Annotated in this window: 25 protein-coding genes, 2 tRNA genes and 1 pseudogene; 11 read left to right on the plus strand and 17 right to left on the minus strand. The window is 70.5% G+C overall.

What is annotated here, in order from left to right:
• Positions 1-93 precede the first annotated feature (93 nt).
• A complete protein-coding gene (locus QFZ82_RS20335; RefSeq protein ID WP_307714524.1) occupies positions 94-1,257 on the plus strand; it encodes an acyl-CoA dehydrogenase family protein in 1,164 nt (387 codons plus the stop codon).
• Positions 1,258-1,399: 142 nt separating this feature from the next.
• Here QFZ82_RS20335 and QFZ82_RS20340 read toward each other — a convergent pair whose 3' ends face one another.
• From QFZ82_RS20340 to QFZ82_RS20355, 4 genes are all read right to left on the minus strand, one after another.
• Positions 1,400-1,744 (minus strand): rhodanese-like domain-containing protein, encoded by a 345-nt coding sequence (locus tag QFZ82_RS20340; RefSeq protein WP_177149352.1) that lies wholly within the window; start codon positions 1,742-1,744, stop codon positions 1,400-1,402.
• A 64-nt stretch (positions 1,745-1,808) separates the two neighbouring features.
• The gene (locus QFZ82_RS20345) at positions 1,809-2,654 is read right to left on the minus strand and encodes a hypothetical protein (protein ID WP_307714525.1); all 846 of its coding nucleotides are present in this window, start codon (positions 2,652-2,654) and stop codon (positions 1,809-1,811) included.
• 33 nt (positions 2,655-2,687) lie between these two features.
• The gene (locus QFZ82_RS20350; protein WP_307714526.1) at positions 2,688-4,169 is read right to left on the minus strand and encodes a DUF2252 domain-containing protein; all 1,482 of its coding nucleotides are present in this window, start codon (positions 4,167-4,169) and stop codon (positions 2,688-2,690) included.
• A 304-nt stretch (positions 4,170-4,473) separates the two neighbouring features.
• A tRNA-Leu gene (locus QFZ82_RS20355) sits at positions 4,474-4,560 on the minus strand.
• A 335-nt stretch (positions 4,561-4,895) separates the two neighbouring features.
• Here QFZ82_RS20355 and QFZ82_RS20360 point away from each other — a divergent pair.
• The 6 genes from QFZ82_RS20360 (at position 4,896) to pknB (ending at position 13,032) form a co-directional block, all read left to right on the plus strand.
• Positions 4,896-5,759: a DUF3662 and FHA domain-containing protein gene (locus tag QFZ82_RS20360; protein ID WP_307714527.1), complete on the plus strand. Its 864-nt coding sequence runs from the start codon at positions 4,896-4,898 to the stop codon at positions 5,757-5,759.
• A 10-nt stretch (positions 5,760-5,769) separates the two neighbouring features.
• On the plus strand, positions 5,770-6,285 hold the full coding sequence (locus QFZ82_RS20365) for an FHA domain-containing protein (protein WP_177149348.1): 516 nt from the start codon (positions 5,770-5,772) through the stop codon (positions 6,283-6,285).
• Between the two features lie 141 nt (positions 6,286-6,426).
• Positions 6,427-7,935: a Stp1/IreP family PP2C-type Ser/Thr phosphatase gene (locus tag QFZ82_RS20370; protein ID WP_307714528.1), complete on the plus strand. Its 1,509-nt coding sequence runs from the start codon at positions 6,427-6,429 to the stop codon at positions 7,933-7,935.
• A gap of 26 nt (positions 7,936-7,961) precedes the next feature.
• Positions 7,962-9,389, plus strand: coding sequence for an FtsW/RodA/SpoVE family cell cycle protein (locus tag QFZ82_RS20375; protein WP_307714529.1), 1,428 nt, complete (start codon positions 7,962-7,964; stop codon positions 9,387-9,389).
• The gene (locus tag QFZ82_RS20380) at positions 9,386-10,846 is read left to right on the plus strand and encodes a penicillin-binding protein 2 (protein WP_307714530.1); all 1,461 of its coding nucleotides are present in this window, start codon (positions 9,386-9,388) and stop codon (positions 10,844-10,846) included. Before QFZ82_RS20375 ends, QFZ82_RS20380 begins: the two co-directional genes overlap by 4 nt.
• 167 nt (positions 10,847-11,013) lie before the next feature.
• Positions 11,014-13,032 carry a Stk1 family PASTA domain-containing Ser/Thr kinase gene (gene pknB, locus QFZ82_RS20385; RefSeq protein ID WP_307714531.1) on the plus strand — a complete coding sequence of 673 codons (2,019 nt, stop codon included), beginning with the start codon at positions 11,014-11,016 and terminating at the stop codon, positions 13,030-13,032.
• Positions 13,033-13,103: 71 nt separating this feature from the next.
• Here the strand turns inward: pknB and QFZ82_RS20390 are convergent, their stop codons facing one another.
• Genes QFZ82_RS20390 through QFZ82_RS20415 form a run of 6 tightly spaced genes read right to left on the minus strand, consistent with a single transcriptional unit; the run spans position 13,104 to position 17,559 of the window.
• Positions 13,104-13,781 carry a class E sortase gene (locus tag QFZ82_RS20390; protein ID WP_307714532.1) on the minus strand — a complete coding sequence of 226 codons (678 nt, stop codon included), beginning with the start codon at positions 13,779-13,781 and terminating at the stop codon, positions 13,104-13,106.
• A gap of 39 nt (positions 13,782-13,820) precedes the next feature.
• The gene (locus QFZ82_RS20395; protein ID WP_307714533.1) at positions 13,821-15,176 is read right to left on the minus strand and encodes a class E sortase; all 1,356 of its coding nucleotides are present in this window, start codon (positions 15,174-15,176) and stop codon (positions 13,821-13,823) included.
• Positions 15,173-15,811: an aminodeoxychorismate/anthranilate synthase component II gene (locus QFZ82_RS20400; protein ID WP_177149341.1), complete on the minus strand. Its 639-nt coding sequence runs from the start codon at positions 15,809-15,811 to the stop codon at positions 15,173-15,175. The genes QFZ82_RS20395 and QFZ82_RS20400 overlap by 4 nt, the downstream gene beginning before the upstream one ends.
• Complete coding sequence (locus QFZ82_RS20405; RefSeq protein WP_307717988.1) at positions 15,808-16,008, minus strand: hypothetical protein; 201 nt, start codon at positions 16,006-16,008, stop codon at positions 15,808-15,810. Before QFZ82_RS20405 ends, QFZ82_RS20400 begins: the two co-directional genes overlap by 4 nt.
• Before the next feature lie 30 nt (positions 16,009-16,038).
• Positions 16,039-16,740 (minus strand): class E sortase, encoded by a 702-nt coding sequence (locus tag QFZ82_RS20410; RefSeq protein ID WP_307717785.1) that lies wholly within the window; start codon positions 16,738-16,740, stop codon positions 16,039-16,041.
• Positions 16,741-16,791: 51 nt separating this feature from the next.
• Positions 16,792-17,559, minus strand: a complete 768-nt coding sequence (locus tag QFZ82_RS20415) for a DUF881 domain-containing protein (RefSeq protein WP_307714534.1) — start codon at positions 17,557-17,559, stop codon at positions 16,792-16,794.
• Positions 17,560-17,700: 141 nt separating this feature from the next.
• On the opposite strand from QFZ82_RS20415, the gene crgA reads away from it, so the two are divergent.
• Positions 17,701-17,958: a cell division protein CrgA gene (crgA, locus tag QFZ82_RS20420; protein WP_307714535.1), complete on the plus strand. Its 258-nt coding sequence runs from the start codon at positions 17,701-17,703 to the stop codon at positions 17,956-17,958.
• Positions 17,959-18,219: 261 nt separating this feature from the next.
• On the opposite strand, the gene QFZ82_RS20425 is transcribed toward crgA, so the two are convergent.
• Both QFZ82_RS20425 and QFZ82_RS20430 read right to left on the minus strand, forming a co-directional pair.
• Positions 18,220-19,116 carry a rhomboid family intramembrane serine protease gene (locus QFZ82_RS20425; protein ID WP_307714536.1) on the minus strand — a complete coding sequence of 299 codons (897 nt, stop codon included), beginning with the start codon at positions 19,114-19,116 and terminating at the stop codon, positions 18,220-18,222.
• A gap of 95 nt (positions 19,117-19,211) precedes the next feature.
• The gene (locus tag QFZ82_RS20430; protein ID WP_307714537.1) at positions 19,212-19,745 is read right to left on the minus strand and encodes a peptidylprolyl isomerase; all 534 of its coding nucleotides are present in this window, start codon (positions 19,743-19,745) and stop codon (positions 19,212-19,214) included.
• Positions 19,746-20,038: 293 nt separating this feature from the next.
• On the opposite strand from QFZ82_RS20430, the gene QFZ82_RS20435 reads away from it, so the two are divergent.
• Positions 20,039-20,719, plus strand: coding sequence for a DUF5324 family protein (locus tag QFZ82_RS20435; protein ID WP_307714538.1), 681 nt, complete (start codon positions 20,039-20,041; stop codon positions 20,717-20,719).
• A gap of 202 nt (positions 20,720-20,921) precedes the next feature.
• Here QFZ82_RS20435 and QFZ82_RS20440 read toward each other — a convergent pair.
• The 3 genes and pseudogenes from QFZ82_RS20440 to QFZ82_RS20450 all read right to left on the minus strand — a co-directional run.
• Positions 20,922-21,269: pseudogene (locus QFZ82_RS20440) on the minus strand (DUF6344 domain-containing protein); the annotation flags it as partial.
• Positions 21,270-21,514: 245 nt separating this feature from the next.
• The gene (locus QFZ82_RS20445; protein WP_307714540.1) at positions 21,515-21,898 is read right to left on the minus strand and encodes an AsnC family transcriptional regulator; all 384 of its coding nucleotides are present in this window, start codon (positions 21,896-21,898) and stop codon (positions 21,515-21,517) included.
• A gap of 53 nt (positions 21,899-21,951) precedes the next feature.
• A tRNA-Ala gene (locus tag QFZ82_RS20450) sits at positions 21,952-22,024 on the minus strand.
• Positions 22,025-22,214: 190 nt separating this feature from the next.
• On the opposite strand from QFZ82_RS20450, the gene QFZ82_RS20455 reads away from it, so the two are divergent.
• Complete coding sequence (locus QFZ82_RS20455) at positions 22,215-22,763, plus strand: DNA-binding protein (protein ID WP_307714541.1); 549 nt, start codon at positions 22,215-22,217, stop codon at positions 22,761-22,763.
• A 46-nt stretch (positions 22,764-22,809) separates the two neighbouring features.
• Complete coding sequence (locus tag QFZ82_RS20460) at positions 22,810-24,102, plus strand: serine/threonine-protein kinase (RefSeq protein WP_307714542.1); 1,293 nt, start codon at positions 22,810-22,812, stop codon at positions 24,100-24,102.
• Positions 24,103-24,124: 22 nt separating this feature from the next.
• Here the strand turns inward: QFZ82_RS20460 and QFZ82_RS20465 are convergent, their stop codons facing one another.
• Positions 24,125-25,633 carry a hypothetical protein gene (locus QFZ82_RS20465; protein WP_307714543.1) on the minus strand — a complete coding sequence of 503 codons (1,509 nt, stop codon included), beginning with the start codon at positions 25,631-25,633 and terminating at the stop codon, positions 24,125-24,127.
• Positions 25,630-25,884: a hypothetical protein gene (locus tag QFZ82_RS20470; RefSeq protein WP_307714544.1), complete on the minus strand. Its 255-nt coding sequence runs from the start codon at positions 25,882-25,884 to the stop codon at positions 25,630-25,632. Before QFZ82_RS20470 ends, QFZ82_RS20465 begins: the two co-directional genes overlap by 4 nt.
• Between the last annotated feature and the right edge of the window lie 67 nt (positions 25,885-25,951).

Here is a 25,951-nt window from a genome sequence, read left to right on the forward strand (position 1 = left end):
TGTTCATTTCCGGCACGGTGCCCTATCTTGACGCTCCGTCAGATATGGCCTCCACCGGTGCCGTTGTGCTGGTGCGTGCGGGAGGACGGGACAGTGGACTTCACCTTCACCGAGGAGCAGCAAGCGGCCGTGGAGGCCGCCCGGGCCGTCTTTTCGGACGTGGCGCCTGAGGCGGTGCCCAGCCCGGCACTGACGCCGGGCGCGGTGGCCGATGACGTCGACCGCGCCTTGTGGGCCGGTCTCGCGCGTGCGGACCTGCTCGGCCTGGTCCTGCCGACGGAGCACGGCGGAGCGGGCCTGGACCCGATCGCCCTGTGCCTGGTGCTGCGCGAGGCCGGGAAGGTGCTGGCCAGGGTGCCCCTGCTGGAGACAAGCGCGGTCGCCATGGCGGTGGCCCGGCACGGCAGCCCTGCTCTGCGCGCCGAGATCCTCCCCCGGGTCGTCCGCGGTGAGCTGATCCTGACGGCCGGGGCGAACGGCCGCACCGGCCACGATCCCGCCGAGCTCGCCGTGGCCGCGCGCCGGACGGATGGGTCCGGATGGGTGCTCGACGGGGTGCAGACCGGCGTGCCCTGGGCCCAGTGCGCGGACCGGATCGCCGTACCCGCGCACACCGACGACGGGCGTGCCCTGTTCGCCCTGGTCCCCCAGGACGCCGCTGGGCTCTCGCTCGCGGAGCAGATCTCCACCAACGGCGAGCTGTTCGCCGAGGTCACCCTGGACTCCGTCCGGGTGGACGGCTCCGCCGTCGTCGACGCGGACGGCTCGTGGGAACGGCTGCACGGGCTCCTGGCGACCGGCACGTGCGCGATGGCGCTGGGCCTCGGCGAAGCGGTGCTCACGATGACGAGCCGCTACACGGCGAAGCGCGAACAGTTCGGCTTCCCCTTGGCGACGTTCCAGGCGGTCGCCGTCCAGGCGGCCGACCGCTACATCGACCTGCGCGCCATGGAGGCCACCCTGTGGCAGGCCGCCTGGCGCCTGACCGAGCCGGAGGAGGCTGGTGCGTCCGGCACGGCGTCCGCCGTCGCTCTGCCCGTCACGGCCGACGTGTCGGTGGCCAAGATCTGGGCGTCCGAAGGGGTGCGCCGGGTGGTGCAGACAGCCCAGCATCTGCACGGCGGCCTCGGCGCGGACACCGACTATCCGCTCCACCGCTTCCATGCCTGGGCAAAGCAGCTGGAACTCTCCCTCGGCCCGGCCGCCGCCCACGAAGAGACCCTCGGCGATCTGCTCGCCGCCCATCCGCTCGGCTAGCGGCTCACACTGGAGGCCACGTCCCCTCCACGACCGACCGCCCGGCCGCCCGGCCGTCAGCTGCCGGCCGTAGCCGGTCGTCCGCCGCATACGGAACCGGTGCGGGCGCCGCCGCTGACCGGGCGCCGCCGCCCGGCCGCGATCACAGCACGAAGGCCGGGGCCCCGCCCTCGGTCACCATCGGGCGGCCCGCGCCGTCCCAGGCGAGCATGCCGCCGTCGATGTTCACCGCGTCGATGCCCTGCTGCACCAGGTACTGGGTCACCTGCGCGGAACGCCCGCCCACCCGGCACATCACATAGGCGCGACGTCCGTCCGCCACCGCCTCGGTCACCTCGCCGAAGCGGGCGACGAAGTCGCTCATCGGGACGTGCAGCGCCCCCTCGACGTGACCGGCCGCCCACTCGTCGGCCTCACGGACGTCCAGCACCAGACCGTCGGCCGGTACAGCCGCGGCTTCCACGGAGGGCAGCGGGGCGAAGTTCATGGGGCAATGCCTTCTCTCGTACGTACACGGCGGCGGGGGGCCGCCTGCGGGCCTCGAAAAAAACCTACTCCACCAGGCCGGCCAGTTCCTTCTCCCGCTCGGCGACCTGCGCGAGCAACTGCTCGGCGATCTCGTCGAGCAGCGCGTCCGGGTCGTCGGGCGCCATCCGCAGCATCGCGCCGATGGCGCTCTCCTCCAGCTCCTTGGCGACCGTGGTGAGCAGTTCCTTGCGCTGCGAGAGCCACTCCAGCCGGGCGTAGAGCTCCTCGCTCTCGCTGAGCTGCGGCTCAGGCGTCACCGGACCGGCCTCCCACTCCTCGGCCAGCTCCCTCAGCCGGACCTCGTCACCGAGGCCGTAGGCGGCGTTCACCCGGGCGATGAACTCGTCGCGCCGGGCCCGCTCCGTCTCGTCCTGTGCCAGGTCCGGATGCGCCTTGCGCGCGAGCTCCCGGTAGAGCTTGCGGGCCTCTTCACTGGGCCGCACCCGCTTGGGGGCGCGCACCGGCTGCTCGGTGAGCATCGCGGCGGCCTCGGGGGACAGTCCGTCGCTGTCCACCCAGCCGTGGAACAGCTCGTCGACGCCGGGCATCGGCATCACCATGGCCCGGGCCTCCTGCGCCTTGCGCAGGTCCTCCGGGTCGCCGCTGCGTGCCGCCCGGGCCTCGGCGATCCGGGCGTCCAGCTCGTCCAGCCGCGCGTACATCGGTCCGAGCTTCTGGTGGTGCAGCCGGGAGAAGTTCTCCACTTCCACCCGGAACGTCTCCAGCGCGATCTCGAACTCGATCAGCGCCTGCTCGGCCACACGCACCGCCTGTGCGAGCCGGGCCTCGGGCCTCGGCTGTGCGTCCTGGTGCGCGTCGCGCTCTTCGTCGTTCCGGGTGGTCGGTCCCCCGGCGGCTTCCTGGGTCACCCGTCCAGACTACGGGCGCGGCGGGCCGCCCGGTCACACCCCCAGCTCGGCGGCTATGCGCCCGCTCTTGATCGCGGCCAGCAGATCCGCATGGTCCGCCTCGGTCCTGTCCGCGTAGGTGACGGCGAAGCACGCGACGGCCTCGTCGAACTCCTCGCTCTTGCCGCAGTAGCCGGCCAGGAGCCGCGGATCGGCACTGTGGGCGTGCGCCCGCGCCAGCAGCGCGCCGGTCATCCGTCCGTAGTCGTCGACCTGGTCGGGCGCCAGAGCGGCGGGATCCACGCTGCCCTTGCGGTTCCGGAACTGCCGCACCTGGAACGGCCGCCCGTCCACCGTCGTCCAGCCGAGCAGGATGTCGCTGACCACCTGCATCCGCTTCTGACCGAGCACCACGCGCCGTCCCTCGTGCTCCACCTGCCGCACCGGGAAGCCGGCGGCGCGCAGATGCGGCTCCAGCGCCGAGGCCCGCGCCTCCTTCACCTGCAGCACCAGCGCGTCGCCCCGGTGATCGAGCAGCAGCACCACGTACGACCGTGTGCCGACGCTTCCGGTGCCCACCACGCGGAAAGCGACGTCGTGGATCGCGTACCGCGCGAGCAGCGGCAGCCGGTCCTCGGAGACCGTGGCCAGGTACGGGCCGAGGGACGCGGCGACCATCGACGCCTCTTCGTCCGGCACCCGCCGCAGGACAGGCGGCGCGTCCACGAAGCGGCGGCCGGCCTCGCCGCCCTCGCCCGTCACCGGCTCCGTGGACCTCGCGGCGAAGCGGGCGCTGGTGTTGTTGCGGGCCTTCTCGGCGACACGCTCCAGAGTGCCGAGCAGATCCCGCGCGTCCGTGTGCGAGACGAGCTCCTCGTCGGCGATGGCGTTCCACGCGTCCAGTGCCGGCAGCTTCGCCAGCAGCCTCATGGTGCGGCGGTAGGCGCCCACGGCGTCGAAGGCAGCCGCCCTGCAGACGTCCTCGTCCGCCCCCGCCACCCGGCCGGCCAGCACCAGCGACACCGCCAGCCGCTTGACGTCCCATTCCCAGGGTCCGACGACGGTCTCGTCGAAGTCGTTGAGGTCGATCACCAGCCGGCCGCGGGCGTCCCCGTAGAGGCCGAAGTTCGCGGCATGCGCGTCGCCGCAGATCTGGGCTCCGATCCCGGTCACGGGGGTGCCCACCAGGTCGTGCGCCATCAGTCCGGCCGAGCCCCGCAGGAAGGCGAACGGCGAGGCCGCCATCCTCCCCACCCGTATCGGGGTCAGCTCGGGCACGCGGCCACGGCTGGACTCCTCCACCGCCCGCGTGGCATCGGGCCGCCCGGTCGTGAGGACGAGCGAATCGTGCCCGGACCGCGGCACCCGCGCCCGCAGCGCCTTGCCCAGGTCCTTCGGCGAACCGCCGGCCGCCGTGCCCTTTGTCACCCTGCGGGGAGCGAATCCGGGCACTTCCGGGATGCGCTCACCGGCCCCTCCGCCCGCCACGCCGCTCTCCGGCCGCTGCGGCGGCACCAACATCTCGGTCTCGTCCATGCCGCGGCCTCCCCCGGCGTCGTACGCCCTCAACATCAACTGCCAAGACCGTACCGCCGGGCCACAACAGCCGTCTGCCCCTGTGGAAAACCCTGTCCGCCGCTCTTCGGCCGCTCATGTGGCCACCGACACGGAGCCCGTCATGTCCCGCCACCAAGGCGCGTTCGGCCCGTGATGTTCCACGTGAAACATCGAGCCGCGCCCCCGCCGACACACCCGGCCGCCCGCAGAGGCCGGGCCGACGACGGGCACAACGAGAAACGGGCCCCCACCGGGACTTTCGTCCGGTGGAGACCCGTCTCCATGGTGCGCGAGGGGGGAGTTGAACCCCCACGCCCTTGCGGGCACTGGAACCTGAATCCAGCGCGTCTGCCTATTCCGCCACCCGCGCATTGGGTGTTGCCGTCGGGCGCTTCACCGTTCCGGCGCTGCCCCCTGGCGACATGCAGAAGATTAGCACGCTGCACAGGGTGGATTCACATCCGTTGTTTCGGGGCCCCTCGGAACGAACAGGGAACGGGACGAGGGAGCGGGAACGACGAGCGGCCTGCCCCCACTCCTCCTTGATGTACCCAGGGTGCGGGACACTGTTCTCAGGCCGCCTCTACGATCCGTGTGAGAGGTGACACTCATCGACGGGGCAGACAAGGGGAACCAGCCGATTTCCCGACGCGTGGATACGATCTGTAAGCAGTACCAGGGCGACAACGACGGAGGAGGTGCCCCATGGGAGTCCTGAAGCGTTTCGAGCAGCGTCTCGAAGGCCTGGTCAACGGCACCTTCGCCAAGGTGTTCAAGTCCGAGGTCCAGCCTGTCGAGATCGCGGGCGCCCTCCAGCGCGAGTGCGACAACAACGCGACGATCTGGAACCGAGAGCGGACGGTCGTCCCCAATGACTTCATCGTCGAGCTCAGCGCGCCCGACTTCGAGCGGCTGAGCCCGTACTCGGGCCAGCTCGGCGACGAGCTGTCCGGCCTCGTCCGCGACTACGCCAAGCAGCAGCGCTACACCTTCATGGGCCCGATCAAGGTCCATCTGGAGAAGGCGGACGACCTCGACACCGGTCTGTACCGCGTGCGCAGCCGCACTCTGGCGTCGAGTACGTCACAAAACGCCGGCGCACCCGCCGCTCCGCAGGGCGCACCCCGCGGCGGCTACGGCTACCCTCCCCCTGCCTACGGCGGGGGGACCCCCATCGCCGGCGCACCGCCCATGCCTGCCGCGCCGCCGCCCGGCATGCCCGGCGACCGGCGCCCCGGCCCCGCGGCCGGTCAGCGCGTGCCCGGCCCGGGCGCCCTGCCGAACGCACAGGTACGCCGCTGGATCGAGATCAATGGCACACGCCATCAGATCTCCCGCCCGACGCTGGTGCTGGGTCGCAGCACCGACGCCGATGTGCGGATCGACGACCCCGGCGTATCGCGCCGGCACTGTGAGATCCGGACCGGAACGCCCTCGACGATCCAGGATCTCGGGTCCACCAACGGCATCGTGGTGGACGGGCAGCACACCACCCGCGCTACGCTCCGCGACGGCTCGCGGATCGTCGTGGGCAGCACCACCATCGTTTACCGGCAAGCCGAAGGGTGAAGCGGGGGCAATGTCAGAGCTGACCCTGACGGTCATGCGGCTAGGTTTCCTGGCTGTTCTGTGGCTGTTCGTGATCGTGGCCGTTCAGGTCATCCGCAGCGACCTGTTCGGGACGCGCGTCACGCAGCGCGGCTCGCGCCGCACGGCGGACGCCCGTCCCCAGCAGGCGCGTCAGGCCGCTGCGCCGCAGCAGCAGCAGCGCCAGCAGGCGGGCGGCCGCCAGCGCAGGGGGGCGCCCACGAAGCTCGTCGTCTCGGAGGGCAGCCTCACGGGCACCACGGTCGCCCTCCAGGGCCAGACGATCACTCTGGGCCGCGCGCACGACTCCACCATCGTGCTGGACGACGACTACGCCTCCAGCCGGCATGCCAGGATCTACCCCGATCGAGACGGCCAGTGGATCGTCGAGGATCTCGGGTCCACCAACGGCACCTATCTCGACCGGACCCGGCTCACCACCCCGACACCGATTCCGCTGGGCGCGCCGATCCGCATCGGCAAGACCGTCATCGAGCTGCGGAAGTAGTACGACAATGAGCGAGCGGAGCGAGCGAGTCGCAGCGGTCCCCACGGGCGACCGGCACGGACTCCCGACCGGAGGGTGGGCAGTGTGGCTCGAGACCGGCTGGCGCGACAGTCAAGCGGCGAGCCGACGGGCGAGGTGCGCATGAGTCTTTCTCTGCGTTTCGCCGCGGGATCGCACAAGGGCATGATCCGCGAGGGCAACGAGGACTCCGGTTACGCCGGCCCGCGCCTGCTCGCCATCGCCGACGGCATGGGCGGCCAGGCCGCCGGCGAGGTCGCCTCCTCCGAGGTCATCTCCACGCTCGTCACGCTCGACGACGACGTTCCCGGCTCCGACATCCTCACCTCGCTCGGCAGCGCCGTGCAGCGCGCGAACGACCAGCTCCGGATGATGGTCGAGGAGGACCCCCAGCTCGAGGGCATGGGCACCACGCTCACCGCGCTCCTGTGGACCGGTCAGCGCCTCGGCCTCGTCCACGTCGGCGACTCGCGCGCGTACCTGCTGCGCGACGGCGTGCTGACCCAGATCACGCAGGACCACACCTGGGTGCAGCGGCTCGTCGACGAGGGTCGCATCACCGAGGAGGAAGCCACCACCCACCCGCAGCGCTCCCTGCTGATGCGCGCGCTGGGCAGCGGCGACCATGTCGAGCCCGACCTCTCCATCCGCGAGGTCCGCGCCGGCGACCGCTACCTGATCTGCTCCGACGGCCTCTCCGGCGTCGTCTCCCACCAGACGATGGAGGAGACGCTCGCCAGCTACCAGGGCCCGCAGGAGACCGTGCAGGACCTGATCCAGCTCGCCCTGCGAGGCGGCGGTCCCGACAACATCACGTGCATCGTCGCGGACGTCCTCGACACCGACTCCGGGGACACGCTGGCCGGACATCTGAGCGACACCCCGGTCGTCGTCGGCGCGGTCGCCGAGAACCAGCACCAGCTGAACGACGGCGGCGCCATGCAGACCCCGGCCGGCCGCGCGGCGGGCCTCGGCCGCCCCTCGGCGGCGCAGGCTCCCAGCGGCAGCTTCGGCCCGCCCGGATCCGGCGACGGGTACGGCGGCATGCCGCCGGAGGGCTCCTTCGGGTCCTACACCGACGACGACTTCGTCAAAGGGCGCGGCGGCCGCAAGTGGCTGAAGCGGTCGTTCTTCGTCGCCCTCGCCCTCGCGGTCGTGGGCGGCGGACTGTACGGCGGCTACCGCTGGACCCAGACCCAGTACTACGTCGGCTCGAAGGACGAGCACGTCGCGCTCTACCGGGGCATCAGCCAGGACCTCGCCTGGGTCTCGCTCTCGGATGTGGAGAAGGACCACCCCGAGATCGAACTCAAGTACCTACCGCCCTACCAGCGCAAGCAGGTGGAGGCGACGATCACCGAGGACAGCCTCGGCAAGGCCAGAGCCAAGGTCGACGAGCTCGCCCGCCAGGCGACCGCCTGCAAGAAGGACGAGCAGCGCCGCGAGGCGGCCGACCGCGCCAGCACCCCACCGCCCGGTGAGGGCGAGGGCGAGGCCGACGGCGCCGCCGGGACGCCCACCACGCCCACCACGCAGACCTCCAAGACCAAGCCGAACGCAGCCGCTCCCTCTCCGGGTCCCACCCTCTCGGAGGAGGAGCAGAAGCTGGCCTCGAACTGCGGCAAGCAGTAACAGGGCCGTAGGGGGCCTTCTCCACCATGAGCGTTGTCACCAACACGACCACGATCGGCGCGATCGACGCACCGAGCCGACGGAACACCGAGCTGATGCTGCTCGGGTTCGCCGTCGCGATTCCGGTGTTCGCCTACCTCAACGCCGGGCTCGCTCTCGACGGCGAGGTGCCCACGGGCATGCTCGGCTACGGGCTCGGCCTCGGTCTGCTCGCAGGCGTCGCTCACCTCGTGGTGCGCAAGTTCGCCAAGTACGCGGACCCGCTGCTGCTGCCGCTGGCGACGCTGCTGAACGGACTCGGCCTGGTGCTGATCTGGCGCCTCGACCAGTCACCGCGGCTTCAGGCACGTGCCGACTTCTCCGCGCAGGCCACCAACCAGCTGATGTACTCGGCTCTCGGTGTCGCTCTGTTCGTCGGTGTGCTGCTGATGCTGAAGGACCACCGCATCCTTCAGCGCTACACGTACATCTCGATGGCGGCGGCACTCGTTCTGCTGCTGCTTCCGCTCGTTCCCGGCCTCGGCGCGAACGTCTTCGGCGCCAAGATCTGGATCCGCGTCGGCGGCTTCTCGATCCAGCCCGGCGAGTTCGCGAAGATCGTCATCGCGGTCTTCTTCTCCGGCTACCTCATGGTGAAACGGGATGCGCTGGCGCTGGCCAGCCGCCGTTTCATGGGGCTCTACCTGCCGCGCGGCCGCGACCTCGGACCGATCCTGACGATCTGGGCCATGAGCCTGCTCGTGCTGGTCTTCGAGAACGACCTCGGTACCTCGCTGCTGTTCTTCGGCATGTTCGTGATCATGCTGTACGTCGCCACCGAGCGGACCAGCTGGATCGTCATGGGTCTGCTGATGTCCGCGGGCGGTGCGGTCGTCGTCTCGCAGTTCGCGAGCCACGTCCAGTCCCGTGTGGCCGCCTGGCTCGACCCCTTCGGGTGCCTGGAGACCGCACCCGAAGGCACCAACATGGCCTACGCCTGTGACCAGATGACGCAGGTCCTCATGTCCTTCGGCGCCGGCGGAACCCTCGGCACCGGTCTGGGGCAGGGCGACTCCGACCTCATCGGCTTCGCCGCCAACTCCGACTTCATCTTCGCCACCGTCGGCGAGGAGCTCGGTCTCGCCGGCGCCATGGCCTTCCTCCTGCTGTACGGCCTGCTCATCGAGCGGGGTGTCCGCACGGCGCTCGCCGCCCGGGACCCGTTCGGCAAGCTGTTCGCGATCGGCCTGTCCGGCGCCTTCGCGCTCCAGGTGTTCGTCGTCGCCGGCGGTGTGATGGGCCTCATCCCGCTGACCGGTATGACCCTGCCGTTCCTCGCCGCCGGCGGTTCCTCCGTGATCGCCAACTGGGCCCTGATCGGCATCCTGATCCGGATCAGCGACACGGCGCGCCGTCCCGCGCCCGCGCCCGCCCCGTCCCCCGACGCCGAGATGACCCAGGTGGTCCGACCGTGAACAAGCCCCTGCGCCGGATCGCGATCTTCTGCGGGCTGCTCGTCCTCGCCCTGCTCATCCGGGACAACTGGCTCCAGTACGTCCGGGCCGACGAGCTCAACACGCACAAGCTCAACCGCCGTGTCCAGATCGAGCGCTACGCCCACGAGCGCGGCAACATCATCGTCGACGGCAAGGCCGTCACCGGCTCCGTCGAGACGGACGACACCGACTTCACGTACAAGCGGACCTACGTCAACGGCCCCATGTGGGCGCCGGTGACCGGGTACGCCTCGCAGGCGTACGACGCCAACCAGCTCGAGAAGCTCCAGGACGGCATTCTCAGCGGCAACTCCGACCAGCTCTTCTTCGACCGGACCATGTCGATGTTCACCGGTGACAAGAAGAAGGGCGGCAACGTCGTCACCACCCTCAACGGCAAGGCCCAGGAGGCCGCCTTCAAGGGCCTCGGTGACAAGAAGGGCGCCGTCGCCGCCATCGACCCGAGGACCGGCAAGATCCTCGCCCTCGCCTCCACGCCGTCCTACGACCCCTCCTCCTTCGCGGGCTACTCGGCCAAGGACGAGAAGGCGTGGGTCGCCCTGGAGAAGGACAAGGACAAGCCGAAGCTCAACCGCGCGCTCCGCGAGACCTACCCGCCCGGCTCCACGTTCAAGGTGGTCACCGCCGCCGCGGCCCTCGAGTACGGCGCAGTCGACGACATCGACGCCGCGACCGAGACCCCGGAGCCGTACATCCTGCCCGGCACCCGCACGGAGATGGTCAACCACGCCGGCGGCTGCGAGAACGCCAGCCTGAACGAGGCCATGCGGGTCTCCTGCAACTCGGTCTTCGCCAAGCTCGGTGACGACGTGAGCCGCGACAAGATGGTCGAGATGGCGGAGAAGTTCGGCTTCAACAACCCGGAGATCGACACCCCGGTCCGCGCCGCCGCCTCCGTCTACGACAAGAACATGAGCCGGGACGGCAACGCGCAGTCCTCCATCGGCCAGTTCAACACCGCGGCCACCCCGCTCCAGATGGCCATGGTCACGGCGGCCATCGCCAACGACGGCCGGCTGATGAAGCCGTACATGATCGACAAGCTCGAGTCGCCCACCCTGGACGTCATCCAGGCGAACGAGCCGGAGGAGATGAGCCGCCCGATCTCCGCGAAGAACGCCCAGCTTCTCCAGCAGATGATGGAGAACGTCGTCGAGAACGGCACCGGCAACAACGCGCGGATCAGCGGCGTCAAGGTCGGCGGCAAGACCGGTACCGCCCAGCACGGCGAGAACAACAGCAAGAACCCCTACGCCTGGTTCATCTCGTACGCCAAGGACGACAACGGGTCCCCCGTCGCCGTCGCTGTCGTCGTCGAGGACAGCAACGCCCGCCGCGACGACATCTCGGGTGGCGGCCTCGCGGCCCCCATCGCCAAGGCCGTGATGAAGGCGGTGCTCGACGAACAGGAGTGACGAGGATCACTCCCGACCCGCATACCTGCACATTGCGATACCGGTCGGGTATCAGCTGCCGCTACCGGGCGGATCAAGCAGTACGTGCCCGGTAGCGTATGCGCGAACAGCACACCGGCGGACCACACACGGGTGCGGTCGGGACTGACGGAGAGGGCTGGAAGGTTATGGAAGAGCCGCGTCGCCTCGGCGGCCGGTACGAACTGGGCTCGGTGCTCGGCCGTGGTGGCATGGCCGAGGTCTACCTCGCCCACGACACCCGGCTCGGCCGCACCGTCGCCGTGAAGACGCTGCGGGCCGACCTGGCCCGCGATCCGTCCTTCCAGGCCCGGTTCCGCCGTGAGGCCCAGTCGGCCGCCTCGCTCAACCACCCGGCGATCGTCGCTGTCTACGACACCGGCGAGGACATGGTGTACGACGGCCCCGGCGGGGGCGCGGGGGTCTCGATCCCGTACATCGTCATGGAGTACGTCGACGGATCGACCCTGCGTGAGCTGCTCCACTCGGGCCGCAAGCTGCTGCCCGAGCGCACGCTGGAGATGACGATCGGCATCCTCCAGGCGCTGGAGTACTCGCACCGCAACGGCATCGTCCACCGCGACATCAAGCCGGCGAACGTCATGCTGACGCGCACCGGCCAGGTCAAGGTCATGGACTTCGGCATCGCCCGCGCCATGGGCGACTCCGGCATGACCATGACGCAGACCGCGGCGGTCATCGGCACCGCGCAGTACCTCTCCCCGGAGCAGGCGAAGGGCGAGCAGGTCGACGCCCGCTCCGACCTGTACTCCACCGGCTGCCTCCTCTACGAGCTCCTGACCGTGCGTCCGCCGTTCGTGGGCGACTCCCCGGTGGCCGTGGCGTACCAGCACGTACGGGAAGAGCCGCAGCCACCCAGCAACTTCGACCCCGAGATCACGCCCGAGATGGACGCGATCGTGTTGAAGGCTCTGGTCAAGGACCCGGACTACCGCTACCAGTCCGCCGACGAGATGCGCGCCGACATCGAGGCCTGCCTCGACGGCCAGCCGGTCGCGGCGACGGCCGCGATGGGCGCGGTCGGCTACGGCGGCGGCTACGGCCCCGACGACCAGCCGACCACGGCGCTGCGCCAGGCCGACCCGGCCGGCCAGACCTCGATGCTCCCGCCGCTGAACGCCGACGACGGCGGCTACGGCGGGTACGACGACCGCCCGGACCGCCGACGCCAGAAGAAGTCGAACACCTCCACGATCCTGCTGGTCATCGCCGGCATCCTGGTCCTGATCGGCGCGGTGCTCATCGGCCGGTCGGTCTTCGGCGACAGCGGCGGCGGCAACAACGTGCCGGTGCCCCAGCTGGTGGGCATGACCCTGAAGGAGGCCGAGCGACGGGCCGAGAACGCCAAGGTCGAGGTCCAGCAGTCCGGTACCGAGCGCTGCGACCAGCCCAAGGGCAGGATCTGCAGCCAGGACCCGGAAACCGGCGAGATCCCCGAGGGCGGCACGATCAACGTGGTCGTGTCGGAGGGCGCGCCCAAGGTCAGGGTTCCCGACGTCACCGACAAGGACGTCGACTCGGCGACCGAACTCCTCGAGGAGGACGGCTTCACGGTCGACGTCAAGGAGGTCGAGTCCGCCGAGGAGGACCCGGGCACGGTCCTCGAGCAGGACCCGGCGGGCCGGACCATGGTCGAGAAGGGCACCGAGGTCACGCTGACGGTCGCCAAGCAGGCCAAGCGGGACCTGCCGGACGTGGTGGGCCAGCAGTTCGAGACGGCGAAGAGCCAGCTGGAGATCCTCGAGTTCGAGGTGGTGCGGGTCGACGTCGACTCGGACCAGCCGGCGAACCAGGTCGTCGGCCAGAACCCGCCGGCCGGCAAGGTCGCCAAGGGCTCCAAGGTCACCCTCCAGGTCTCCAAGGGCCCGCAGCAGACGCAGGTCCCGGTGCCCTCGGAGATCCTGGGCAAGCGAGTGGCCGAGGCCAAGCAGATCCTGGCGCAGGCCGGCTTCACGAACGTCGCGATCGCCCCTGGCAACCCCCAGGACGACAACGCCCTCGTGACCGGCTCCAACCCGTCGCCCGGCACCCCCGCCGACCCGAGCCAGCAGATCGTCCTCGCGACGTTCGGCGGTGGCGGCAACAACGGGGGTAACAACGGCGGCAACAACGGCGGCGGCTTCATCGGCGGCGTCGGCGACGACTGAGGTCCTTCACGGCACGGGAAAGCCCCGGCACCCCTGAGGGGTGCCGGGGCTTTCCCGTGCCGTGAAGGGCTCTAGCGCAGCTCGGCCGGAGGCGTCCGCTGCGCGTCCACCTTCTGCGTGCGCTCCAGCTCGCCCCACACGATGTACCGGTAGTCCGACGTGTAGACCGGCGTGCAGGTCGTCAGCGTGATGTAGCGGCCGGGCTTCTTCCTGCCCGACTCCTCCGGGACCGGCCGCAGCACGTCCACGTTGTACTTCGAGGTCTTCGGGAGCGTCTTGTAGACCTTGTAGACGTACCAGGTGTCCTTCGTCTCGAAGACGATCGGGTCGCCCTCGCGCAGCTTGTGGATGTTGTGGAACTTGGCGCCGTGGCCGTCCCGGTGCGCGGCCAGGGTGAAGTTGCCCTTGTCGTCCCATGGGAGCGCGGACTTGATCGGGTCGGTGTAGTAGCCGGCGATCCCGTCGTTGAGGGCCGTGGTGTCCGTGCCCTTCTTCACCAGCACCTCGCCGTTCTTCATGGCGGGTACGTGCAGAAAGCCGATGCCGTCCTTGGTGTCCAGCTCACCGGGACCGCTGCTCGCCCAGCCGTCGCGCATCCGGTCGCTCTGTTCGGAGGCCTCCCGGTCGGCGAGGACGTTCGTCCACCACAGCGAGTAGGCGACGAAGAGCCCCAGCACCACGCCCGCGGTGATCAGCAGCTCCCCGAAGACACTGATGGCGCCGGCGATCCGGCTTCGTGCACGTGCCACTGCACCTGTTCCTGTCTTGAAGTGTCTGGGCCGACGTCATCAGCCGACGAGTGCGTCGGGTTTTCCCTTGCTGCGCGGCCGTTCCTCGACCATCTTGCCCCACACGATCATGCGGTAGGTACTGGTGAACTCCGGCGTGCAGGTCGTCAGCGTGATGTACCGGCCGGGCCGCGTGAAACCGGAGCCGGGCGGTACGGGACCGATCACGCTCACGTTCGACGGCGAGGTCTGCGGCAGGATGCTCGCCATCTCGTACGTGTAGTAGGTGTCCTGCGTCTCGACGACGATCGGGTCGCCGGGCTCCAGGTGGTTGATGTAGCGGAACGGTTCCCCGTGGGTGTTGCGGTGGCCGGCGACCGCGAAGTTGCCCTGCTTGTCGTGGGGCATCGCGGTCTTGAGCTTGCCCTCGCTGTAGTGGCCCACCATGCCGCGGTCCAGGACGCCGTTCTTGTCGATGCCCTCGGCGATGGGCACCACGACGTCCAGCCTCGGGATGTACATGATGGCGAAGCCCTGGCCCGGTTCGAAGGCATCGGGCTTGCGGCCCTTGGACCAGTCGTCCTGGATCTTGGTCGCCGCCTTGTCGGCCTGCTGCCCCGCCAGCACGTTCGTCCACCACAGCTGATACGTGACGAACAGCAGCATCAGCACGCCGAAGGTGATGAACAGCTCGCCGATGGCGCGGCTGGCGATGACCGCCGGACTGTCCTTCGCCGCCTTGGCCGCCCGTCTCGCCTCGACCCGCGACATCGGTTTCGCGGGCCCGGCGGGCTTCTCGGCGACCGCTGCGACGGGCCGCCTGCGGCCCCTGCCCTTCGCCGCTCGGCGACGATCGGCCCGGCCGGACCGCGGAGGCGTCTCGGCCGCGCGGCGCGTGTCGGACGTGCGCAGCGCCACCGTCTCGTCGTCGGTCACCGGGGCGGTGACGGAAACGGCGGGCCCGTGGTCCGCGGCCGAAGCCTCAGGGGCCCGGGTCTCAGAGGCCAGGGTCTCGAACACGGCGGTCTCCGCCGGGGCCTGCTCGGTCTCGAACGGCTCCGTGTGCGGCGCGGCCTGCTGGGCCTCGGGCACCGTCGGATGCGGCGGGACCGGGGCGTGCGACGGCGACCGCACCCCGGCCGGCTCCGGCTCCCCTACGGGCTCCGGGCCGTACCAGTCCTGGCGGTAGCCCTCGCGGTCGTACCAGTCGACCGGCTCCCCTGCCGCCCGCGGCTCCGGATACGGCAGGGCCTGGCTCTCCTGCCCCGCGGGGACGGTCGGCACGCGGAACCAGGCGGAGGCGTGCTCGCCCGGGGGCAGGGGATCCGTCAGGGGGTCGTAGCCGGGCCCTGCCTCGCCCCCGTACTGCCGCCCGTCATCCGGCTCGTGCTCGTGCCCGGGGCGCACGGCGCTCACGCCAGTGCCTTGCCCACCACCGGTGCGAGCCCTGCCGAACGCCCGACGGCTCCGGCGTCCCCGCACTGCACCAGCCAGTTGGCGAGCATGAGATGGCCGTGCTCGGTCAGGACGGACTCGGGGTGGAACTGCACGCCCTCGACGGGCAGTTCACGGTGGCGCAGACCCATGATGATGCCGTCGGCCGTACGGGCGGTCACCTCGAGCTCGGCCGGCAGGTCGGCGGGCTCGGCGGCCAGCGAGTGGTAGCGCGTCGCCGTGAAGGGCGACGGCAGCCCGGAGAAGACGCCCTTGCCCTCGTGGGTGACCAGCGAGGTCTTGCCGTGCAACAGCTCGGGCGCGCGGTCGACCACGCCGCCGTAGGCCACCGCCATCGACTGCATGCCCAGGCAGACGCCGAAGACGGGCACGCCCGTGGCCGCGCAGTGGCGGACCATGTCGATGCAGACACCGGCCTGTTCGGGTGCGCCCGGGCCGGGGGAGAGCAGCACGCCGTCGAAGCCGTCCTGCGCGTGCTCCAGGGACACCTCGTCGTTGCGCACCACTTCGCACTCGGCGCCGAGCTGGTAGAGGTACTGGACGAGGTTGAAGACGAAGCTGTCGTAGTTGTCGACGACGAGGATGCGTGTGCTCATCGGGCCGCTCCCTCTCCGTCGACCGTCACGTCGTTGAACGGGAGCAGCGGCTCCGCCCACGGGAAGACGTACTGGAACAGTACGTAGACGACCGCCAGGACCAGCACGAGCGAGATGAGCGCCCGCACCCATGCGTTCCCCGGCAGATGCCGCCAGATCCAGCCGTACATGCCGTCCCTTTCCGTTCGGTACGGCACCAGACTAAAGGGCGGCGCGTGCCCCGGGGGTCAGCTGTGGAAAGCCCGCGGTTTGCCGTCGGTCACAGGCTGCGTCGCATCGAGGCGCGCCCAGACGACGAGCCGATGGCTGCTGCCCCACTCCGGTTCGCACGTGGTCAGCGTCAGATAGCGGCCCGGTCCGTCGAATCCGGCGGCGCCGGCCTCGACCGGATCCGGCACGGGCGCGATGACGCCGATGTCGGTGGGCAGCGTGCGGTAGGGGGCCTTCACGATCCGATAGGTGAACCAGGTCGTCCCGTCCGTCAGCACGACGGCGTGCCCCGCGCGCAGCCGCGGGAAGTCCTTGAAGGGGTCGCCGTACGTGCGGCGGTGGCCGGCGACCGCGAAGTTGCCCGTCTCGCCCAGGGCGGCGGTCCCCGCGTAGTGCCCGAGCCCCTTCTTGAGGACCCCCGTGCCGGTGCCCTCGAGGACCGGCCAGTCCCAGTCCTTCCCGAAGCGCGGGATGTACATGACCGCGAAAGGCTTTCCGGGCTCGTACTCCTCGGGGGCGGCCGGCCTCGTGCGGTCGGGCGCGGGTGTCGCCACCGGGGCCCCGGTCCAGCTGTCCCGCAGCCGGTCGATCTGGCCTTCCGTCGCGCCCTCGGCCTCGACACCGGTCCAGAAGATCACGTAGACGACGAACAGCACGATCAACGTTCCCACGGTGATGCACAGTTCGCTGAAGGTCCGTACGAGCAGCCGCACCCTCACGTGCACCCCCAGGCTCCCCCGACCGGCGGCGCCCTCCGGACTGCCTGAGCGCTACCCGGCGGGCTTCGCGTAGTGGAGATCCACTGTGCCCGAGTAGCCCGGAAGAGTCACCCGCTCGTCCTCGTCCACTTTCCAGCCGAGGCCGTAGGCCTCCACGTACAGCTGGTAGTTCTGGATCGCGGGTGACTTCGCGAGCGCCTTCTTGAGCGCCTCCTGGTCACCGACAGCGGTGATCTTGTAGGGAGGGGAGTAGACGCGCCCCTGGAGGATCAGCGTGTTGCCCACGCACCGCACGGCGCTGGTGGAGATCAGCCGCTGGTCCATGACCCGGATGCCCTGAGCCCCGCCCTGCCACAGCGCGTTGACCACGGCCTGCAGGTCCTGCTGGTGGATGACCAGGTCGTTGGCCTGGGGCTCGGGGTAGCCGGGAGCGGCCTGTGCGTTCGGCGGGGCGTCGTCGAGCGTGACGGTCACGGCCTTGCCGCTCAGCTTCTCGGTGCCCGCGGACTCCTCCAGGGCGTTGAGCCTGGCGTCCTCCGCCTGGGTCGAGCCGTCGTCGCGCTGGGCGAGGGCGTCGACGTCGTCGCGTACGGCCGCGGTGGACTCCTCGAGATCGCCGTTGACGGCGCTGCGCTGTTTGATCAGGTCGGAGAGCTTCAGCAGGGAGTCGTCGGTGCGCAGATCCGTGCCCTTGGCGGTGTTGAAGCTCGTGACGAAGATCAGACCGGCGAGGGCGAAAACGGCAGCCGTGAGCAGCCGGACGGGCCGCCACCTGGTGCGGCGAACCGCCCCTTGCGGGGAGTCGGCAGAATTGCGCAACGTACCCTTATCTCCTTCGGCACCGCGGAAGCACTACGCTAACGGACGCCCGGGGGAGCCGATGGTCCCCCTCGCGCCGGCCCCGGCGCCAGCCACAGTTACCTGCGCGGTCACGCAAGCGCATCGACAGGAGAGTCCCTCGTGCCGAAGTCACGTATCCGCAAGAAGGCCGACTTCACGCCGCCGCCGGCCTCGAAGCAGGCCACGAACATCAAGCTGACCAGCCGCAGCTGGGTCGCGCCGGTGATGCTCGCGCTGTTCCTGATCGGTCTCGCCTGGATCGTTCTCTTCTACGTGACCGAGGGCGAACTGCCGATCAAGAGCTTCGGCAACTGGAACATCGTCGCGGGCTTCGGCTTCATCGCCGCGGGCTTCGGTGTCTCCACGCAGTGGAAGTAGCTTCCGCCCCGTCGGCCCTCAAGCCCTGCCCTAAGGTTATCCACACGGTTGTCCACAGCAGGGGAAAAGGTCAGACGATCTGTGGATAACTCTCCGGACGTTGACGCCGATGTGATTGCCTCGGCCGGACCGGTGAAGCTGAAGGCCCCTCGTTCCGACCACGAAACCCCAGGTCAGTAACGAGGGGCACGCTTGTTCCCACAGCGTGCACAAGATCCGCCACACGCTGTGGACAACTTTGGGGAAAGATGCCGCCCCGGGTCAGGTGAGCGCGAGGGTCCGCGCCACGACGACCACGAGGGAGACGAGCAGGACGAGCGCACACACGCCGAGCTGGACCGGGGTGCGCCGCTTGCCCTGCGGGGCGTGGACGAGCCCGTAGGCGATGGCCGCGCCGGCGATCAGACCACCGACGTGGGCCTGCCAGGCGATGCCCGGCCAGAAGAACGTGATCACCAGATTGATCGCCAGCAGGGCCACGACCGGGCGCATGTCGTATCGCAGCCGCCGCATGAGGACCATGGTGGCGCCGAGGAGGCCGAAGATCGCGCCGGAGGCCCCCAGCGAACCCTGCCCGGGATCGGCCAGGAGATAGGTGAGGGCGCTGCCCGCCAGTCCCGAGATCAGGTACAGGGCCAGGTAGCGGGAACGGCCGAGAGCCTGCTCGAGCGGCCCCCCCAGCCACCACAGGCCCAGCATGTTGAACGCGATGTGCCAGAGCTCCTGGTGCAGGAACATCGAGGTCACGAGGCGGTACCACTCGCCCTCGGCGACCCCCTCGCTGGAGAGGAACGGCGCGGGCGGCCACTGACCGACCAGGGCCAGCACGTCCACCAGGCGGTCGTTCACCGCGCCCAGGACGAACACCACGAGGTTGATCGCCAGCAGCACCTTGGTCACCAGGCGCGGATCCGCCGTCACCGTCCCGCCCGCGAGCGTCCGCGGCCGGTTCGCGTCGGGCGCGTGGCCCGTGCCCGACCCGGTGCGCACGCAGTCCGGGCACTGGAAGCCGACCGACGCGCTGATCATGCAGTCCGTGCAGATCGGACGCTCGCAGCGGGTGCAGCGGATACCCGTCTCGCGGCCCGGGTGCCGGTAGCAGCCCGGCAGGCCATGGGTGTCCTTCGGCTCCTGTGGACTGCCTGGCGCCTGGTCCATGAGGTCCCCTCGTCTTCCGGGCTCGCGCGACACCGCCCTGTCCATCCTTACGGACGGACAGGGCGAAAAGGTTCCCCTACGGGAATCCCGCGGGATCAGCTCGCGCGCTTCTCCACGACGACCGACTCGATCACGACGTCGTTGAGCGGGCGGTCGGTGCGCGGGTTGGTCTGGGTGGCCGCGATGGCGTCCACGACCTTCTTGCCGGCTTCGGTCGCGACCTCGCCGAAGATGGTGTGCTTGCGCGTCAGCCACGCGGTCGGCGACACGGTGATGAAGAACTGCGAGCCATTGGTGGCCGGGCCGGCGTTGGCCATGGCCAGCAGGTACGGCTTGTCGAAGGCCAGCTCCGGGTGGAACTCGTCGGCGAACTCGTAGCCCGGGCCGCCGGTGCCGTTGCCCAGGGGGTCACCGCCCTGGATCATGAAGCCGCTGATCACACGGTGGAAGACGGTCCCGTCGTACAGCTTGTCCGTGGACTTCTTGCCGGTGCCCGGGTGGACCCATTCACGCTCGCCGGTCGCGAGATCGACGAAGTTCTTCACCGTCTTGGGCGCGTGGTTCGGCAGGAGCCGGATCTCGATGTCGCCTTGGTTGGTCTTCAGGGTGGCGTAAAGCTGCTCGGCCACGGTCTGCCTTCCGTAAGTCTTCTCTGACCCCCCAGATCCTCGCACGGCGGGGCGGCGTACACGGAAAGGCAGCGGGGTAGCCGTCGCACAGGCGCTCTTCGACGGCGCTCTTCGACCGGAACACGAACACAGGCATGTGTCGTCCGCGAGGTCCCGACATGACCCGGATGCCCGCCCCGGATGCCGAGGGAGCGCTCAACAGGCATGATTTTCAATCGGGTGGAAAGGCGGAACTGTGCCCAACTGGGGACAAACTCCAGGCCCACCAGAACGCCACCGAGGAGGAGGATCCCGTGACCCGCATGGACAGCGTGCGCGCCGCGACCGGTACGGCGAAGGAGAGCGTGCAGCACGCCGCGGAAGTGGTGGCGCCCTACGCCGGCACGGCAAAGGACCAGGCCGCGCTCTACGCACACGAAGCCCGCGTACGGCTCGCGCCAAAAGTCTCCAAGGCCGCTGCTCAGGCCCGTGTCCAGTACGGCGCGCGTGTGGCGCCGCATATGCCGCCCAAGATCGACAAGGCCGCACACCGGGCTGCTGCACAGACCCGGAGGGCCGCGCGTCAGGCGGCTGACTACACCGTTCCGCGTGTCGAGCACGCGGTGGCCGTCGCCCAGCCCGTGCGGCATGAGGCCGCGGCCCGTTCTGCTGCCGTCCTTGCCGCTCTGCGCGGACAGGTGACGGCGAAGGAGATCCGGAAGCTTGTGAGGAAGCACGAACGGCGATCCAGGGCCGGACGTGTCTTCAAGGGTGTTGCACTGGTCGGCGTACTGGCCGGCGGCGTTTTCGCCGCCTGGAAGTGGTGGGACAAGCAGGCGAACCCGGACTGGCTGGTGGAACCGCCCGCCGCCACGGAGGTCTCCGACCGGGCCCCGCTGTCGTCCGTCGACGGCAGCAACACGTCCGATCTCGATCCCGAGGTCCGGATGAAGCAGGACGAGGCGGAGTCCTCGGACCGCGACGAGGGTCGCTGACCGTATTCCGTCCCTGTGGGCGATGGCGCCGGGAGAGAAGGACGCGCCCGGCGCTTCACGCCGCTACGGCGTAGGACGAACGGACCGGAGCGGCGGCCGGGGCGCCGGTCGCGGGGCGCGCGGCGAGCGCCGCGCGTGCCGGCCGCCGGGATCCGGTCGGGTGCGCCGCGGCGGCGGGTGCGGCGGCGACGGCGGAGGAGACGGCCGGGGCATCGGCCTCGGCCATGTCGGCGGCGTCGGCTTCGAGCGCGGGCAGGTGCCTGGTAGCCGGGGAGGCGCCATGGGCCTCGGCGCCGATGCGCTGCTTCATCGTCGGCGGCAGCGACCGGTCCCGGGCCGGGGGCAGCCAGCGTGTCGTGGCCGCCCTCGTGCTCTGGGCCGGCAGGACGGCGCCGGAGACCTGCGGGCGGGCCTTCACCGGCTCGTCGGGCGTCCGGGCGGCGGGCTGCGACGCGGCAGCGGCGGCGGTGGTGAGCCCCACCGAGGCAAGCAGTGCGAAGAACGCGGTGACGAACGCGGTCCACAGATTCCTGACCTTGAAGGCGGCCATGACCCCTCACTTTCGGGTTGAGCGCTTTACATACCTTTCTCATGATGTGTACGCATCTCGAGGAGTGTGGGAGCGACGCCGTTCCCGCGCAGTTCTTCGGATGAACACCACCCGTGTGGCCCATCCCGCGACGCCGTGGGCTGCCCGCGCACGGGATGCGCGGCCTGCCGCGGTCGTGTAGCGCGTGTCCCTCAGGGGCCACCCCGCACCCGTTTCCTGCCTGATCAGCGGGCCCCGCCCCGTGCCTATCGGGCGAAGAGGTCGTCGGTGCCGGTGACGGCCGCGACCAGGCGGCATTCGGGGAGCACCGCGAGGGTGCGGTGGACGGTGGCGATGTCGCAGCGGAAGGTGAGGACCTCGGCGTCCGTCGGACGGCGCAGCCGGCGGCGTACGGTCGCGGGGCTGACGCTCGTGCACTGAGCGAGTTCGGACCAGCCCATTCGGCCGTCCGTGACGAGTTCGCCGAACAGGGCACGGTCGACGGGGTCGAGTCCCAGCGTGCGCGCCGACTCGCGCGCCGTCCGGGGCGAGCACGTCCAGCGCCAGATCGGCGCCGCCGGGGCCGTCACCTCGACGGGGTCGCCGGACGACTGCCGCCTCGCTGACCCGCCGAGACCGCCGCACACCACGAAAAACTCCCCTGATCCGCGTTTCCGCAGGTCAGGGGAGTCTCGTGAGGTTGTGGAGCCTAGGGGAGTCGAACCCCTGACATCTGCCATGCAAAGACAGCGCTCTACCAACTGAGCTAAGGCCCCGGGAAAGGTGACCACGACCGAGAGGCACGCTCCTCGGTCACCGTCGCGCACCAGAGTACCGGGTCACCCCCGTGATTCTGCAAAAGGATTGGGACTCCCGATGGGACTCCCGGTCCGTGGACACGCTCCGTAAGATGCACCACGAGGTTCGCAGCAGCGAAGCCGCTTGGGGAAGCGATGGGGAGACGCAATGGACGCAGCGCAGCAGGAGACGACCGCAAGAGCCCGGGAACTGCAGCGCAGCTGGTACGGGGAGCCGCTGGGGGCGCTCTTCCGCAGGCTCATCGACGACCTCGGACTCAACCAGGCGAGGCTCGCGGGCGTGCTCGGTCTGTCGGCTCCGATGCTCTCCCAGCTGATGAGCGGCCAGCGCGCCAAGATCGGCAACCCCGCTGTCGTCCAGCGCGTCCAGGCACTGCAGGAGCTGGCGAGCCAGGTGGCCGACGGCAGCGTGAGCGCCGTGGAGGCCACGGACCGGATGGAGGAGATCAAGAAGTCGCAGGGCGGCTCGGTCCTCACCGGCACCAGCCAGTCCACGGGCACGTCCGGGGCGCCGACCGTGCGCCGCGTCGTGCGTGAGATCCAGTCGCTGCTGCGCTCGGTCTCGGCGGCGGGCGACATCATCGATGCCGCGGACTCACTCGCCCCCGTCCACCCCGAACTGGCAGAGTTCCTCCGGGTGTACGGCGCCGGGCGCACCGCCGACGCGGTCGCCCACTACGAGTCGCACCAGAGCTGAACGAGGCGGACGCCGCCGCGAGGGAACCGGGAGCTGGCGCAGCACAATGGGTGAGGTCTTCGCTGGTCGGTACGAACTGATCGACCCGATCGGACGCGGCGGTGTCGGAGCCGTCTGGCGCGCCTGGGACCACCGGCGCCGCCGCTACGTGGCGGCGAAGGTCCTGCAGCAGAGCGACGCCCACACTCTGCTCCGCTTCGTGCGCGAGCAGGCGCTGCGAATCGACCACCCGCACGTCCTCGCCCCGGCCAGCTGGGCCGCGGACGACGACAAGGTCCTGTTCACCATGGACCTGGTGAGCGGTGGATCTCTGGCTCACGTCATCGGCGACTACGGCCCGCTGCCCCCGCGCTTCGTCTGCACCCTGCTCGATCAGCTGCTGTCCGGACTCGCCGCGGTGCACGCGGAGGGGGTCGTGCACCGAGACATCAAGCCGGCCAACATCCTGATGGAGGCCACCGGAACCGGCCGGCCGCACCTGCGGGTCTCCGACTTCGGCATCTCCATGCGCAAGGGCGAGCCGCGGCTGACCGAGACCAACTATGTGGTGGGCACGCCCGGTTACTTCGCGCCCGAGCAGATGATGGGCGCGGAGCCGGACTTCACCGCCGACCTGTTCGCCGTCGGTCTCGTCGGGCTGTATCTCCTGCAGGGCCGGAAGCCCGACTCCCAGGCGCTGATCGAGCACTTCGCCAACTACGGCACTCCGGGCGCCCCCCAGGGCATTCCCGAGCCGCTGTGGCAGGTGCTCGCCGGGCTGCTGCAACCCGATCCGCAGGCCCGCTTCCGCACGGCGACGGGTGCGCGCAAGGCGCTCACCGCCGCCGTGGAGATACTGCCCGAGACCGCGGCCGACGAGGAGCCGGTCGAGATCTTCGACCAACTCGGGCCGCTGCCGGCGGGCTTCGGCCCGGCAGGGCCGGAGCCGGTCCGGGACACGCCCCGGCAGGCGCCGCCCGCCACCCCTGCGCCGCAGTCCGCCCCGGCCTCGGAGACGGGCAGCTTCCACCTGGCCCCGCCTCCGCAGCAGCCCTCCCCCCAGCTGCCGCACGCGGTCCAGCCGGAGCCCACACCGAGCCCGGTCCCCGCTCCGGCTCCCGCTCCCGCGCATCCCGTCTCCCCCCATCACGCGCCGGCGCAGGAGCAGCTCTCCCAGGCCCTCACCGCTCCGGTGCCGTACGAGCAGCCTTCCACTCGTGCTTACACCGCCCAGCGCCCGCACGTTCCCGATCCCGCCGCACCGAAGCGACCGGGACCGCCCCCGAAGGTCGCGGTCCCGGTTCTGATCGTCGCTTTGCTGTGCTTCGCCGTGGGCATCTGGGCGCTCACCCAGACCTGAGCCGGCACCGCCGCGCTCCCGCCTACCGGCCGGGCGGCGGTCCGTACTGCCCGTACCCGTAGCCCTGCCCGTGCGGCCCCTGCGGGGACTGCCCGTGCGGGGTCTGCGGCTGCGCGGGCGGATAGCCGTACCCGGGCGGCGGGCCGTACGCGGCCGCCGACGCGTCCTGCGCCTGGCCCGCCTGGGCATGCTGCGCCGCCGGCACCTGTCCCTGTCCCTGCGCCGGGACGGTGGCCGGGCCCTCCGGGGCCCCGTCCCGCCGCCGTACGAGCAGCGTCCATGCGCCGAGCCCGAGCACCAGGACGGTCCCCGCGCCGATGCCCGCCGCGGCGACGACCGCCATCGTGCCGCTCTTCTCCGCGGCGTCGGCGTTCTTGCCGCTGTCGGCAGCGGCCCGGTCCTCCTCGGTGACCTGGAAGTCGCCCGCCGGACCGTCGTAGGCGGGACCCGCCTCGGGCTGACCGGTCACGTTCACGCGCAGCGTCAGCGGGAACGGCTTGTCGCCGAACGCCTCGGACATCTCCGGGCTCAGCGTGACCGAGAGGTAGTACCAGCCGGCGAACCGCATGGCGGCCGCACTGGTGTCGGAGTCGTAGCGGTTCTTGTAGGCGACCGGCGGCAGCGGGTCGAGGGCCATGGCCTTCTGCTTGCCGTCGTAGTAGACGCTGCTGTCCTCGTCCACCAGCCCGCGGGCCGGGTTGTGCAGGGCCACCGCCATGGCGTTGCCGACGCTCTTCAGGCCGTCGCCCGAAGTGCTGTTGCCGATGTCGGCGCTGACGAACAGTTGCTGGCCCCAGTCCACCGGCACCCGGTAGAAGAGGGTCCGGCCGGGCGCGATCTCGTCCTGCCACTCGCCCTGTTCGAGGCTGGTCGCGTCGTGGAAGCCGGTGCCTCCGGCCCGCTTCTGCGGACCGCCGCCCGGCACCGCGGGCGAGGCGGACTGCCAGTTCTCCGGCGCCGCCGTGGACTCGGCCTCCTTCAGCCCGGGCTCGGAGAGGAAACGGATCTCCACATCCCACGGCTCGGGTGTCGACGTGGCCTCGCTCGTACGCTCCAGGAGGACGTAGTACGCGCCCGCCTCCTGGCAGCTGCTGCTGTCCTTCTCGATCCGCCGGGTCGCGTAGTCGGCGACCGGGCGGGCGTACGTCGCCGATCCGAAGGTGGCCTCGCCGTCGCTGCACTCGGATCCCGACCGGTCCTCGATGCTGACTTCGAGCTTGTCGGCGTAGGCGACCTTCGTCCCCAGCCTGGGGACGGCCACCGCCGAGACGTAGGCGTTGGACGTGGCGTCCAGGTCGATCCGGTAGTAGCGCTTCTCGCCCGGCTTGATGCTGTCCTTGTACGTGGAACCGGCGGTGAGTTCCGGGCCGGTGCTGTTGACGGGCGTGCCCTGGACGGGCTTCGCCTCGTCGTCGAACGTGTACGGGCTCGGTTCGCCCGCCGCCCACGCCTGCCCCGGCAGCGCCGCCACGGCGCACATCGCCGCCATCGCGGCCAGCGTCACCCGGCCCCTGCCGCGCTGCCTCTTCACGCGTTTCTCCCTGTGGTCGATGAGTCCGACGAGCCCGCCGCCGGGCTCGGCCAACCGGACGGGCCGGTGGCCGCCGCGGCCCTGCGCCGCAGCAGGACGACCGCCACGGCCGCGATCAGGACGGCGCCGCCGCCCGCCGCCGCGGCGATCGCGACGCCGGACCATCCTGCCCCGTCGGCGCCCGCGCTGTCTGCGCGCGCGGGCGAATCACCCTTCTTGTCCCCCTGTTCGCCCGGACCGCCCGCCGGCACGGGCGCGTCGTGCTGCGGCCCGCCAGCCGGTCGCCGAGGACCGCCACGCGCAGGACCACACCGATCC

This window comes from Streptomyces sp. V4I23, from assembly GCF_030817975.1.
Taxonomy (GTDB): Bacteria; Actinomycetota; Actinomycetes; order Streptomycetales; family Streptomycetaceae; genus Streptomyces.